At 38.7% G+C, this 13481-nt stretch carries 12 protein-coding genes; 8 read left to right on the top strand and 4 right to left on the bottom strand.

The annotated features are described in order from the left end of the window. Positions 1-42: 42 nt before the first annotated feature. Positions 43-516: a 23S rRNA (pseudouridine(1915)-N(3))-methyltransferase RlmH gene (locus tag CDW55_RS08745; protein WP_088469352.1), complete on the bottom strand. Its 474-nt coding sequence runs from the start codon at positions 514-516 to the stop codon at positions 43-45. A gap of 30 nt (positions 517-546) precedes the next feature. Here CDW55_RS08745 and CDW55_RS08740 point away from each other — a divergent pair, with 30 nt between their 5' ends. Continuing rightward, a complete protein-coding gene (locus CDW55_RS08740) occupies positions 547-1542 on the top strand; it encodes a YihY/virulence factor BrkB family protein (RefSeq protein WP_088469351.1) in 996 nt (331 codons plus the stop codon). A 6-nt stretch (positions 1543-1548) separates the two neighbouring features. Here CDW55_RS08740 and nhaA read toward each other — a convergent pair whose 3' ends face one another. Together nhaA and CDW55_RS08730 are read right to left on the bottom strand one after the other, a co-directional pair. Beyond that, positions 1549-2721 carry a Na+/H+ antiporter NhaA gene (gene nhaA / locus CDW55_RS08735; RefSeq protein WP_088469350.1) on the bottom strand — a complete coding sequence of 391 codons (1173 nt, stop codon included), beginning with the start codon at positions 2719-2721 and terminating at the stop codon, positions 1549-1551. Positions 2722-2736: 15 nt separating this feature from the next. Next, positions 2737-4941 (bottom strand): RelA/SpoT family protein, encoded by a 2205-nt coding sequence (locus CDW55_RS08730; protein WP_088469349.1) that lies wholly within the window; start codon positions 4939-4941, stop codon positions 2737-2739. Positions 4942-5116: 175 nt separating this feature from the next. On the opposite strand from CDW55_RS08730, the gene dacB reads away from it, so the two are divergent. From dacB to CDW55_RS08715, 3 genes are all read left to right on the top strand, one after another. Beyond that, positions 5117-6490, top strand: a complete 1374-nt coding sequence (gene dacB / locus CDW55_RS08725; RefSeq protein WP_088469348.1) for a D-alanyl-D-alanine carboxypeptidase/D-alanyl-D-alanine-endopeptidase — start codon at positions 5117-5119, stop codon at positions 6488-6490. A 14-nt stretch (positions 6491-6504) separates the two neighbouring features. Beyond that, complete coding sequence (locus CDW55_RS08720; RefSeq protein WP_088469347.1) at positions 6505-7674, top strand: sensor histidine kinase; 1170 nt, start codon at positions 6505-6507, stop codon at positions 7672-7674. Between the two features lie 79 nt (positions 7675-7753). Beyond that, positions 7754-8689: a hypothetical protein gene (locus tag CDW55_RS08715; RefSeq protein WP_143332949.1), complete on the top strand. Its 936-nt coding sequence runs from the start codon at positions 7754-7756 to the stop codon at positions 8687-8689. 87 nt (positions 8690-8776) lie between these two features. Here the strand turns inward: CDW55_RS08715 and CDW55_RS08710 are convergent, their stop codons facing one another. Beyond that, positions 8777-10390, bottom strand: a complete 1614-nt coding sequence (locus CDW55_RS08710) for a M1 family metallopeptidase (RefSeq protein WP_088469345.1) — start codon at positions 10388-10390, stop codon at positions 8777-8779. A 153-nt stretch (positions 10391-10543) separates the two neighbouring features. Between CDW55_RS08710 and CDW55_RS08705 the strand changes: the two genes are divergently transcribed. From CDW55_RS08705 to CDW55_RS08690, 4 genes are all read left to right on the top strand, one after another. Beyond that, on the top strand, positions 10544-11566 hold the full coding sequence (locus CDW55_RS08705) for a glutaminyl-peptide cyclotransferase (protein WP_088469568.1): 1023 nt from the start codon (positions 10544-10546) through the stop codon (positions 11564-11566). A gap of 72 nt (positions 11567-11638) precedes the next feature. Continuing rightward, the gene (locus CDW55_RS08700) at positions 11639-12403 is read left to right on the top strand and encodes a hypothetical protein (RefSeq protein WP_088469567.1); all 765 of its coding nucleotides are present in this window, start codon (positions 11639-11641) and stop codon (positions 12401-12403) included. Positions 12404-12463: 60 nt separating this feature from the next. Next, a complete protein-coding gene (locus CDW55_RS08695; RefSeq protein ID WP_088469344.1) occupies positions 12464-13078 on the top strand; it encodes a deoxynucleoside kinase in 615 nt (204 codons plus the stop codon). Positions 13079-13131: 53 nt separating this feature from the next. Beyond that, the gene (locus tag CDW55_RS08690) at positions 13132-13479 is read left to right on the top strand and encodes an ArsC/Spx/MgsR family protein (RefSeq protein ID WP_088469343.1); all 348 of its coding nucleotides are present in this window, start codon (positions 13132-13134) and stop codon (positions 13477-13479) included. The last annotated feature ends 2 nt before the right edge of the window (positions 13480-13481 follow it).

Raw genomic sequence — 13481 nt, 5'->3', positions numbered from 1 at the left:
AGGTTGGTGTGGCGATGCAACGATTTCAAGAATCCAAAAGCATCAGTCGTTATGATAAGGTTTTCCCTGAAGAATCTGGTCGGCGCGGTAAATCTGTTCTACAAAAAATAGGCGGATCATCTGGTGCGTGAATGTCATTTTCGATAGCGACATTTTTTCGTTCGCACGCTGGTAAATTTCATCGGCAAATCCATAAGCTCCGCCAATAAAAAAGGAGACTTTTTTAATCGACAAATTCATCCAGTTGTCGATTTTTCCGGCAAATTCTCGGCTGGTGAACTGCTTTCCGTTTTCGTCGAGAAGAATCACCAAATCACTGTTTTCGGTGTGGCTGAGAAAAAGTTTGGCTTCTTCTTTTTTCAGAAGTTCGGGTGAAAGATTCTTTGCATTTTTTACATCGGCAATTTCGGTAATTTCAAAATTCCAGTGTCGCGGAAGCCGGTTTTGGTAGTACTTTACCAGACTGGCGATTTCTTTATCGTCGGTTTTACCAATGCACAGCAAATTGATTCTCATTTCTTATCTTTGTTCTGCAAATATAGATTAATGGGTATTAAAACTCCTAGATTCCTTCTGAAAATCCATCAGTATCTCGATGATATTCATATTCCTGTACTGGGAATTTCGCTCTGGAAAATGTTTGAAATTTACGGGCAGGGTGTTTTTAAAATGCAGATCGGGCGAAGTGCGGCAAGTATTTCGTGGAGTTTTTTCCTGAGTCTATTCCCTTTTATCCTTTTCTTACTGTCTTTGCTTCCTTATCTTCCGCATTACGACAAACTGCAGTTTTACATTTTCGAGGTGCTGATGCATAATGTTTTCCCTGCGCATATTCAGCAGGATGTTTCGAATTATATTCAGACTTTCATCATTCCGAACATGAAAAACATCAGCAATCTCACTATTCTTTTTGCGATGATTTTTGCGGTAAATGGTACACACTCTTTAATTAACGGATTTAATATCAATACCAATCTGCAGCGTGGGGTGGTGAAAGAGTACATCGTGGCTTTTATTATCACCATCGCGTTTATTGTCCTTATCATCGCGTCTCTGCTCGGCGTTTATTATAGTGAGGTAGTTTTGAAGCTTTTTACTCCGGAAAGCAATATTTCGTGGCTTGTAAAAAATATGTCGAAAATTATCGGATTTTTCTCGTTTCCGGTTTTCTATTTTATTTTACTTGCTCTTTTTTACTGGGTAGGATGTCTTAAGATTACCACTTTCAAACAGGCCATTCCCGGCGCGGTTCTTACCACGGTTCTCTTTGTGCTGCTTACTTATATCTTTGCGATTTATGTGCGGGATTTTGCCCGATACAACGTTATTTACGGATCGATTGGTTCAATTATTTTAGTGATGGTGTGGGTAAACCTCAATATTATTTTGATTCTTTTAGGCAATGAACTGAATATCGCCATTAAAAAAGTGCGCGTAGAGAAAATGATTGCCGATGAAATGAAAAATAATGCCCATCAGTTTGATGCAGAACTTCTCCCCGACCTTGAAGAGCCGGATGATACGCACACCATCAAAATCTAAAAAAGGTTAAGCAGAAATCTCTTTGTTCTTCCCGAGATATTTAAGGAGCAGAAATCCGGTGATTGCCGAAATAAATGATGCTACCAGAATAGCAAATTTTGCTTCTTCCTGAATTTCAGTGTGTCCTTTAAATGAAAGCAGTGCAATAAAAATCGACATCGTAAAGCCAATTCCCGCCAGCAGCCCGGTTCCCAACATCTGAGGCCACGAACTTTTATCAGGCAAGCTGCTGATCTTAAGTTTAATGAAAATAAAGGAGAATAAATTGATCCCAATAACCTTCCCAAGCACCAGCCCCAACATTATTCCATAGCCCAAACTGCTGAAAAGCCCATCAACCATGCCTTCTTTAAAGGTAATATTGGTATTTGCAAGTGCAAATATCGGCATTATAAGGAAATTGACAGGCAGATGAAGTTTCTGTTCCAGCTTTTCGAGCGGCGATATTTCTGTGGTTGAAATGTTGGTAGGAATTGTAAACGCCAGCAACACTCCCGCAATAGTCGCATGAATACCCGAATGGTGCATAAAATACCAAAGAAAAATTCCGGGAATGATATAGAAAATATGCTTTTTAAAATTCAGGAAGTTTAAAATCGCTAAAACAGCGACCATCAAAGCACATAAGCCTAAATAATCCCAGTGAATCTGATCAGTATAGAAAATAGCAATTACCATAATTGCTCCCAAATCATCCACAATTGCAAGTGCTGTTAAAAATATCTTCAGAGAAAGCGGAACACTTTTTCCCAGCATCGAAATAATGGCTAAAGAAAATGCAATGTCGGTCGCCATCGGGATGGCCCAGCCATTTTCATAGTCGGTTCCCGAGTTGAAGAAAAAGTAAATCAGCGCCGGCACTACCATTCCGCCTAATGCGGCAACGATGGGTAAAGACGCATTCTTAAAGTTCGAAAGCTCTCCTTCCAGAATTTCACGCTTTATCTCCAGGCCCACCAGCAGGAAAAAAATAGCCATTAAGCCGTCATTAATCCAAATGCTCAGCGGGTAATTCAGCTGAAAAATATGGGTCCCGATTTCTTTGTCCAGCAGATTCTGAAAAGCCGGACCCAGTGATGAGTTGGCAATCATCAGCGAAACGGCGACGCATATAATAAGTAAAACTCCGGAGGACTGAGAGTTGTGAAGAAATTTTTTGAAATAATCGGTAATAAGCATGAATTGTATTAATTTTTAAAGACGTTTAACGCGGGAAACTCCATTGATGTTTTTCAGTTGTTTGAAAGTTTCTTCCAGCTGGTTTTTGTTTCGGACTTCGAGGTTGATGTTGCCGAGGAAAATACCGTTGTTGGATTCTATGGACATACTTTTCATGTCCATGTTCATGGAGTTACTAATCACGGCTGTGATGTCGTTGATCATCCCCATCCTGTCGAGTCCTTCGATCTCAATTTTAATTCTGTTTTTGAAGCTTTCTTCGTTCACCCATTTTGCAGGTAAAACCCGGTAATCGTATTGTGCACGCAGGTTTATGGCATTAGGGCAGCCATCGTTATGAACTTTAATTCCGTCAGAAATCGTAATGAAGCCGAAAATTTTGTCGCCCGGAATCACCGTACAGCATTTCGCAAAAGAATAATTCATCTTTTCTTCATCTTTACCAAAAACAATAAGATCCAGATTAGTGTCGGGTATTTCGGTAAACTCTGTGTTTTTTGTAGGCGATTTTCGGAACCGTTGAATTAAATTGCTGAAAAGACCTTTGCCTTCAGTGTACTTCTTAATATCACCAATATCCAGATTTCCGTTCTGGAAGCTCAGAAACAACTCCTGAGAAGTTTTCAGATTAAAGAATTTCTGCATTTTATTGATTTCCTCATCATTGAAATTCAGTTTTGCGTGGCGCATTTTTCTCTGAAGAATTTCTTTGCCTTCTTCTACCAACTGATTTTTTTCTGAATTTAAAATCGCTTTAATTTTCGATTTCGCTTTAGAAGTAACCACAAAATCGAGCCAGTCGGATTTTGGTTTTTGGTTCTGGGACGAGAGAATATCTACCTGATCGCCGTTTTGAAGTACATAAGAAATGGGAACCAGTTTTCCGTTAACTTTTGCGCCCAGACATTTTGTTCCTAAATCTGAGTGAACCGAAAAGGCAAAATCGAGAGCAGTAGAGCCAATGGGCAGAATTTTAATTTCGCCTTTCGGCGTAAAAACAAAAACTTCTTTCGAATAAAGATTGAGTTTAATATTATCTAGAAGTTCTGTCGTGGTAAGCGATTGTTGATTTTCTAACACCTCACGGATTTCTGTCACCCAGGTGTCGAAGTTTTTTTCGTCGCTGTTTTTACTGAAGCCTTCTTTGTATTTATAATGTGCGGCAACGCCCTTTTCAGCAATATCATCCATTCTTTCGGAACGGATTTGTACTTCGATCCACTTTTTATCGGGTCCCAAAACCGTTAAATGCAGACTTTCATAACCTGTAGAACGCGGCTGCGAAATCCAGTCGCGCATCCGCTGGGGATTGCTGTGATAAAGGTCGGTTACGATAGAATAGATTTTCCAGGCAAGAAATTTCTCATTTTTAGCATCCGATTTATAAATAATCCGGATCGCGTAATTGTCGAAAACTTCATCAAAAGTTACATTCTGCTTCAGCATCTTGCGGTAAATCGAAGAGATTGCTTTTGCACGGCCTTTAATCGAGAAATTCAACCCTTCGTCCAGCAGTTGTTCAGAAACTTCTTTTTTAAATTCCTCAATGTATTTTTCGCGGTTTTCCTTGGCTAATTCCAGGCGTTCTGCAATATCAAAATAAACATCGGGATTATTAAATTTTAAAGATAAATCCTCGAGTTCAGATTTAATATTATAAAAGCCGAGACGGTGCGCCAATGGAGCATAGATGTACACGGTTTCCGAAGCGATTTTTTTCTGTTTATCTGGCGCCATGCTTTCCAGCGTCCGCATATTGTGAAGCCGGTCGGCAATTTTAATGAGAATGACCCGGAAATCTTCCGAAAGGGTAAGTAGCAGTTTACGGTAGTTTTCAGACTGAATAGAAATATTCTGGTGGTTCATCACCGAAATTTTCGTGAGTCCGTTGACGATATCTGCTATTTTTGTTCCAAATATTTTTTTGATGTCCTCATAAGTGTATTCCGAATCTTCGATGACGTCGTGAAGCAACGCACAAGCTATAGAAGTGGCTCCCAAACCGATTTCGTTGGCGACAATTTTTGCCACCTCGATGGGGTGATAAATGTAAGGCTCACCGGTTTTGCGGCGCTGGTCTTTGTGCGCATCCAGAGCAATATCGAACGCTTTCCGGATAACTTTGTTCTGTTCCTCATCCAGAGTGCGGTAAGTGTTGGAAATTAAATCTCTGTAACGCGCGAGAATTTCCTTATTTTCCTGTTCTAAATCGTATACCATGTAACAAAACTGTTTAAGAGCTACGAAAATAAGTAAAAATGCATAATTATTGGGCTGTTTATTGAAAAATAGCCATAGATAAACCTTAAATCGTATAAATTTTAAATACCAAATCTATTACTCTCTGTTCATAATAAAAAGGATTATTTCGTTATATTTGAAAATAAAAAGGAAAATGACCCGACTCATTGCCATACTTCTGCTCAGTTCACAGACTTTTTTGGCGCAGAATATTGCCCAGAAATTAGATGTTGCAACAAAAAATCTGCTTAATTCAACTCCTGCATACGCTGCCAATTTATCGGTATATGTTGCTGATGAAAACGGAAATTTCATTTATGAACATAACGGCAACCGCGGACTTTCATCTGCATCTACTCAAAAGATTTTTACAGCTGCAACTGCTTTGGAAACTTTTGGAAAAAATTATCAGTACACTACCACGGCTTCTTATTCCGGAGATATTTCTGGAGGAAATCTGTCGGGAAATCTGTATATCCATTCCAATGGTGATCCTACGTTAGGAAGCTGGAGATACGAAAATTACAAACCTGAAAACTTCAGACAGAAATTTCTGGAAGCTTTAAAACAAAAAGGAATCTCGAAGATTTCAGGAGATTTAATCATTGATGATTCTTATTTTGATTTTCAGACGGTTCCTGGCGGCTGGCCCTGGAATGATTTGGGGAATTATTACGGAGCGGGAGTTTGGAGCGTGAACTGGCGAGAAAACCAGTTCGACATAAGTATGAACGGGAAGGAATTGAAAGGTTTGAATGTCGATCTTCCGAATGTAAATTGGGTTAACGACCTGAAAACGGGCGGAAATTCTGATCAAAGCCTGATTTTTACCGCACCTTATTCCGATGTAGCGCTTATTAACGGAACACTTCCGCCCAAAGCGATAACGGTTTCCGGTGCAACACCCAATCCGCCTTTAACATTAGGTACAGAAATAAAAAAATGGCTGCAGGATTCAGGCATTACTTTTAGCGGAAAAGTTACTTCAACTTCCATGCAGAGAATTAATGGCGAAAAAATTCTCACCGCGCCAAAAAATACGGTTATTTTCGAGCACAAATCTCCAACTCTTGATAAAATTGTCTACTGGTTTATGCGTAAAAGTGTAAATCTTTACGGCGAAACATTTATTAAAACTTTAGGGAAAGAAAAGAAAAATCAGGGAAGTTTTGATGCGGGAATCAGTTATTTAAAAGAATTCTGGAAGGAGAAGGGAATTAACCCGGCAATGATTAATTTTGCTGATGGAAGCGGTCTTTCGCCTCAGAATTATGTCTCTGCAAGAGCAGAAGTTCAGGCCCTGCTCTGGAGCCGAAAACAGCCTTGGTTTAATGAGTTTTTTGAAGGATTTCCTACCCAGGCCAATGGGATGAAAATGAAAAGCGGCACCATGAAGGACACCAAATCTTTTGCAGGTTATCATACTTCCAAAGACGGCAAGAAGTATGTTTTTGCGATCATTATTAATAATTATCAGAGTTCAAACCTGAGTGATGCACTGTATAAAGTTTTAAATGTTTTAAAGTAACCTAAAAATTTAAAATGAAACGCAGAAGCTTTCTCTCTAAAATCAACAACTGGGTTATTTACATTCTGCTCACCCTTGCGGTGACGGGCGTAGTGGTGGCTTCGGTTATTCTCATCAATTACCTTAGAAAAGAAGAAATTAAAAGAATCGAGCTTTTTGCAACCGCAATAAAATTTCAGCAGCAGGAAGAAATTATTGTAGATCCCAACACACTGGAATTGATTTTTCAGATCAACAATACCAACAATACAATTCCGGTTATTGTAACCGACCGTAATAAAAAACCGCTCGGCCCAGATTTTCAGCGGAATATTCCTGAGAATGTTGCGAAAGATCCCCAAAAAATGCGTTCGCTTCTTCAAAATATGGAGAACTCGTACAAACCGATTGAATTACAGATGCCGGATGGGAATAACCAGTACGTTTTCTACACAAATTCCAAACTTCTTAATAATTTACGGTACACGCCCTATATTCTGGGATTGCTTGTTGTAGCTTATATTTCGTTTTCATTCTGGTTTCTCAGAACCATTAAAAAAACCGACGAAGGTTACGTTTGGGCCGGTTTGGCAAAAGAAACTGCGCACCAGATCGGAACGCCGCTCTCCTCAATGATCGGATGGATTGAAATTCTTCGGATGGAGAATGAAAACAGCCAGGGTGTAAAAGAGATTGAAAACGACATTAACCGGCTGAAAACCATATCCGAAAGATTTTCAAAAATCGGTTCGGTTCCGGAGCTTAATGACCTTAACATCAATGAAACTTTACAGCAAAATTACGATTATCTGAAATCCAGAATTTCGTCTAAAGTTCGTTTTATGCTGGTATTGCCGAAACATCAGCTGCTTATTCCGCACAACAGAATCCTGTTGAGCTGGGTCATCGAAAATATCGTTAAAAATGCCGTGGATTCTATGAAAGGCGAAGGTAATCTGGAGATTGATCTCTACGAAAAAAATAACCATATTGTAATCGATTTTAAAGACACCGGTTCCGGAATGACAAATTACCAGGCCGCGAATGCTTTCAAAGCGGGATATTCCACCAAAAAACGCGGCTGGGGTCTTGGACTTTCGCTGGCGAAAAGGGTGATTAAAGAATATCACCGCGGCGATATAAAAATCGCACACAGTGAAGTAGGGAAGGGAACTACTTTCCGAATTATCATGAAAAACAGTTAACCATAACTTTATAATGTAAAGTTCGGTGATGTATAATTGCCAACTATTTCTTAATTTCGTGGTACAAAAAACCATGGAAATGAAAAAAATTATGCTCACGCTGTTCATTGTTACAGCTACGCTGGGAAACGCCCAGATTTTAAACATGATTAAAGACAAAGTAAAAGACAAAACCATGTCTTTTGCAGGTGACAAAGTAGTAAATGCAATCACGACAGAAGCTATTACAACCAATTTTAAAGATTGTAACACTGTGGATATAAAGCAACCCGAATTTGCATCGGGCAAAAATTTTGTAAGTCTCTGCCGCGAGTCTTTTAATAAGGATACCGGTTATGTTCTTACCCCAGGTTATTATCAGATTCAACTGAAAAGTTTTTGTCTTAAGGCCGGAACTTACGCACCAAGCAAAGGCGACGGGTACATTTTTGCTCCTCTGAAAGGTCCTAAAGAAGAAATCATTAATGCTTTGGTGAAAAATTGGTACAATCATCAGGATATTCCCCAGGAACAGGTTCAGTCTCTGGTGTGGGCGGTAATTGCTAAATCGAGCTTTAAAAACCTGAATACCGAAAGTAAACTGGTTGCCGCCAGACTTTTAAGCAAAGATCAGTTACTGAAATTATCTAAAATGGGCTTGGATTTTATACCGGCAGATATAATGAGTAAGGCTAAAAGTAATCTTCCGCAGCCTGTACAGATCGCACTGGATGCTGAAAATAAAATACGGAATTTCTTCAGTTCATCTTCTTCGAGTTATGCTGACCTTGAAAGGCTTGCCATGATCTCAGGCGTTAACCCTGAAAAATCTGCAATTCAGTACGGAACATGGGGACTGCATCCGGACGGATATTGGGTAGCGTACGAACCTCATGGCTACAGGGAAATGACAGTAAAAATATTTGTTCCAGAGAACTTGACTTCAGTGAGCTTTATACCTTCGGATCAGGTTGCGGTGCCTGCCAATACGTCCAGCCAAAGACTCATGTTGTCGGATATGCTGAATTGTAACTAAAAGTTAGATTTTTCTGAACTAAAATTGTTTCGGAACAATTATAAAAATGTATAAAACAAGTTTCGGCGCCGCAGGCGCCGAAACTTTTTAATTTAACTGTAAATAATTTACATAATAATTCGCGTCAAATTCCACAGGATTGGCATCCTTTAATGTAACTGTTTGCCAGGCGGAAGTCGGATTTAAAAGCTGGTTGCTCTTCAGACGCAATGGCATTGAAAATTTCTCAATTACATTGCTGTAACGGAACTTCAACGCATTTCCTTTTTGAGAATATTCTAAAACCGGAATTCCAGTCGTTCTTAAATACTGATTGAAAACCGGTGAGAAATCAATGCCTGATTTCTGTGAAATATAATTTTCAACCTGTTGTGTAGTTACTGTCTGGTGATAAAAATCTTTGTTTAACCCGCGCAAAATCTGTCTGAATTTTTCGTCATCATTAATAACCTGGCGAATGGTGTGCAGCATATTTGCGCCTTTGTAATACATATCGCCGCTTCCTTCATTTCTTACGCCGTACCGGCCGATGATGGGAATGTCGTTTTTAATATTAAGGCGGATGCCCTGAACGTATTTTTCAGCTGAGTTTTTATCCATATAATTTTCAGTGAAAAGGGTTTCAGAATAGCTCGTGAATCCTTCGTGAACCCACATATCAGCCTGATCTTTTGCGGTGATGTTATTGGCAAACCATTCATGGCCCGTTTCGTGAATAATAATGAAATCCCAGTTCAACCCCACGCCGCTTCCGGATAAATCTCTGCCCAGATAACCGTTTTTGTATTTGTTTCCATAGGCTACATTGCTCTGATGTTCCATCCCCAGATACGGAGTTTCTACCAGTTTGTAAGAATCTTCGTAGAAAGGATAAGGCCCAAACCAATATTCGAATGCTTTCATCATCGGTTTTACCTGCGTAAACTGTTTCTTAGCTTTATCGAGATTGTAATCTAAAACCCAATAATCAAGATCCAGTTTTCCGTTTTCGCCATCGTAAGTTTCTTTAAAATTCACATACTTTCCGATGCTGGGAACAATAGAGTAGGCGTTGATTGGATTTTTAACTTCCCAGGTGAAGGTGTTTTTGTTTTTTTCTGAAGTCTGCGCAATCAGCCGTCCGTTCCCGACACCAACTAAATCTTTTGGCGTTATAATTTTCATTACAATTCCGTTATCGGGTTCATCGCTCCAAATGTCTTTTACCGGAAGCCAAACCGAAGTACCGATGCCTTCCTGAGCAACACTTACGAAGGGATTTCCGTTATCATCCTGCTTGAAAACCCAGCCACCATCCCAGGGAGCATTTTTCGCAATTGTGGGATTACCGTAATACTGAATGGTGAACGAATGAGTATCGCCTTTTTTGTATTCTTTTTTAGTTTCAATAAAGATAAAATCACCGTCGCGTCTTGAGCTGCAGAGTTTTTCATCAGAATCAATAATCTTATACTGCATCGGTTGCTGCAAATCAATCTGGAAAACAGGATTTTTGATGTCTTTTGTGATTTCGAAGGTTATTTTGTTGGTTCCCGAAACCGATTTGTTCTGAATATTCGGTTCTACAGAAATTTCATACTTTTTTACATCCCAAAAGTTTCTGTACATAGTATTGGAGCCTTTTAAAGTATCCTGTTTACTGAAACTTTGAGCAGAAAGCGCTGCAGAAGCCAATATGAGCAACAAAAATGATTTTTTCATGAAAAGTAATTTCTTTATCGAACAAATATAATTATTTTAAATATTGTGAAAGGGCCAATTTACTGTTGGCTCGCTTTGTGTTGTTAAAATTCAGTATTTTTGAAAAATAATTCAATTCAAATCAACAGTTTGAAAAAAAATAAAAATCCACACATGAAGATCAGAACTCTTATCGCAGTTTTTGCTTTTACCATCTTGGTTTCCTGTAATAAAGACAAAGAAATCCTCAATACTTTAAACGACTACAACATTTCCATGGAGAGCAAAGGCTACCATTTTGGTGACGCTTTGGCACTGCCGAAAGATGTGACGGAAAATGCAGAAAGCATCTCGATAAGTTTTGGTGATAAAGAAACCTCAAATCTGGTGATCGATCCTGAATATTTCACTTTGGGAGATAACGCGGTAACTTTCAATATTAAAAAGAAGAACGGCGAAATCATTACGCAGGACGCCACAATCAATGTTTTTGCAAAAACTCCGGAAGCCAAACTTACTTATGAGATCGTGAAGGAATATCCACACGATCCCAAAAGTTTTGTGCAGGGTTTTCTGCTGGAAGGAAATACGGTTTATGAATCCGACGGACAAAACGGTTCGTCCAGAATTCTTAAATATACATTGGGAACCACGACTCCAATTGTAGAGACACCACAGTCTGACGAGATTTTTTCAGAAGGTGCTGCCATTGTTGGCGATAAAATTTATCAGCTGACCTGGCAGAATAAAAAAGGTTTCATTTATAACAAAAGCGACCTAAGCCTGATCAGCGAGTTTGTTTATCCGAACGTAATTGGCGAAGGCTGGGGCTTAACTTACGATAACAAGAATTTAATATTATCCGACGGAACCAAGAATATTTACTTTCTTGATGTGAAAGATCCGTCGAAAATTATACGTTACATTTCTGTTGCCGGAAATACCGAAGCGTACGACCAGCTCAATGAACTGGAATATCACAAAGGTTTTATTTACGCCAATGTGTGGCAGAAGCCCATTATTCTTAAAATAAATCCTGCAAACGGTGAAGTCGTTGGGAAATTCGATTTTACTGAAATTGCAAAACTTCATACCACAAATTCAGATGATGTTTTGAACGGCATTGCTTTCAAAGGTGATAATATGTTGGTTACCGGCAAATACTGGAATAAAATTTACGAAGTTTCCATCAAGTAAACTGAAAACTTAATATCGAAAATGACGTTCGCCGAACGTCATTTATATTTAAATTTGAAAAATCACTTTTTTTTGAAATCACTTCGTTTCATATTTTTCTTTGTTTTCTGCGCGGTTTCTGCCCAGCAAAATCTGGCTTTTGATTCTATAAAACTGAAAGATGCAAAAGATTTGCTGGTTGACGATTACGGCAATATTTATGTTTACAAAAACAAAGATTTCAGTTTTACAAAATATGATTCGCTTGGCCAGCAGAAAGGAAAACTGATGCTTACGCTGCCGTTTAAAATACAGTCTGTACAGAATCCTTTAAGCATTGCGTCTTTCTCCGAAAATGCACAGGAACTTAAATTTTACGATCAGAATCTTAATGAGATACAAACAGTTAATTTCCGGCAGAAATTTGGTTTTATAAAAATGGTTTATGCCGAAGATTTGCTGCAGATGTGGTTGCTCGATGAAAGTACAAAACGCCTCATCCAGTATAATTTCCGCGAAGATAAAATCATCAATTCCTATCCTTTTGATATCGATTTTGAAAACGTAACAGACTTTCTGGTTTTTAACAGTCAGGTTTATTTGCTTACAAAAACGCAATTGGCAGTTTATAATTTCAACGGAAATAAAATGTTTGAATTTCCTCTCACTGAAGGCAAACGCCTAAGACGCGAAAACGGGAATATTTTGGTCATCGGAAAAAACACCATTCATTTTCTGCAGGACCGTATGTTGAGAATAATTTTCAATGCTGAAAATTCGCAGATTGTGGATAAAAACTCTGCCGCTTATTTTGTAATCAGCGCCAACAAACTTTATCTTTACCCGCTCAATAAATAAGGTTCTGAAGGGAGACTTTCAGTCGTTTCGGTTCATTTTTTAATCATTTAATTTTTAACAATGCACATTGCGGTTACAGGAAACATAGGCGCGGGAAAAACAACTTTAACAACCATGCTGTCCAAACATTACGGTTGGGACGCACAGTTCGAAGATGTAGATCATAATCCGTATTTAGAGGATTTTTATGCAGATATGAGCAAGTGGAGTTTTGCCCTGCAGATTTATTTTTTAGGAAGCCGTTTCCGCCAGGTGAAAGAAATCCGCGAAAGTGGTAAAAACATTGTTCAGGACCGTACGATTTACGAAGATGCCCATATTTTCGCCGAAAACCTGTATGATATGAATCTTTTATCGGATCGGGATTTCAATAATTATACGTCAGTATTTAATCTGATGAAAAGTTTCGTTTCGGCACCGGATTTGCTGATTTATCTGAAGTCTGATGTTCCGAATCTGGTAAAGAAAATTTATAAAAGAGGCCGAGATTACGAAGCTACAATTTCTATCGAATACCTTTCTAAGCTTAACCAGAAGTACGAAAAATGGATATCGACCTACAACGAGGGTAAACTTCTCGTGATCGAAGTTGATGATTTAGATTTCGTGGAAAGGCCCGAAGATTTTGGTTATATTCTGGAAAGAATTGAAAACCAGATGCACGGACTTTTCTAGATTTAGGGCATGAGATGAATGTAAAAATATTATAACCTTCAACTCAACCACCAATGATTAAAGTACTTCACAACAATACGTGTTCTAAATCGAGAGCGATTCTGGAACATTTGGATGAGAATAACGTACCTTTTGAAATTATCGATTTCATAGAAACACCCTTAACCGAACTGGAACTTAAAACGCTTCTGAAAAAGCTTAACACCGATGTACAGGGACTTATAAGGAAAAACGACAGGCTTTATCAGGAACGCTATATGGGGAAAGATTTCAGTGAAGACGAATGGATAAAAATCTTGGTTGAAAATCCTTCGCTAATCCAGAGGCCAATTCTTATTAAAGGTTCTGTAGCAATGGTCGGGAGACCTATCGAAAATGTAAGGTTTTTTATTGAAAAATAATT

Origin of the sequence: Chryseobacterium sp. VAUSW3 (assembly GCF_002205795.1) — a bacterium.
GTDB classification, from domain to species: Bacteria; Bacteroidota; Bacteroidia; order Flavobacteriales; family Weeksellaceae; genus Kaistella; species Kaistella yananensis.
Note: the sequence above shows the minus strand (reverse complement) of the source record. Positions and strands in the feature narration are given on the sequence as shown.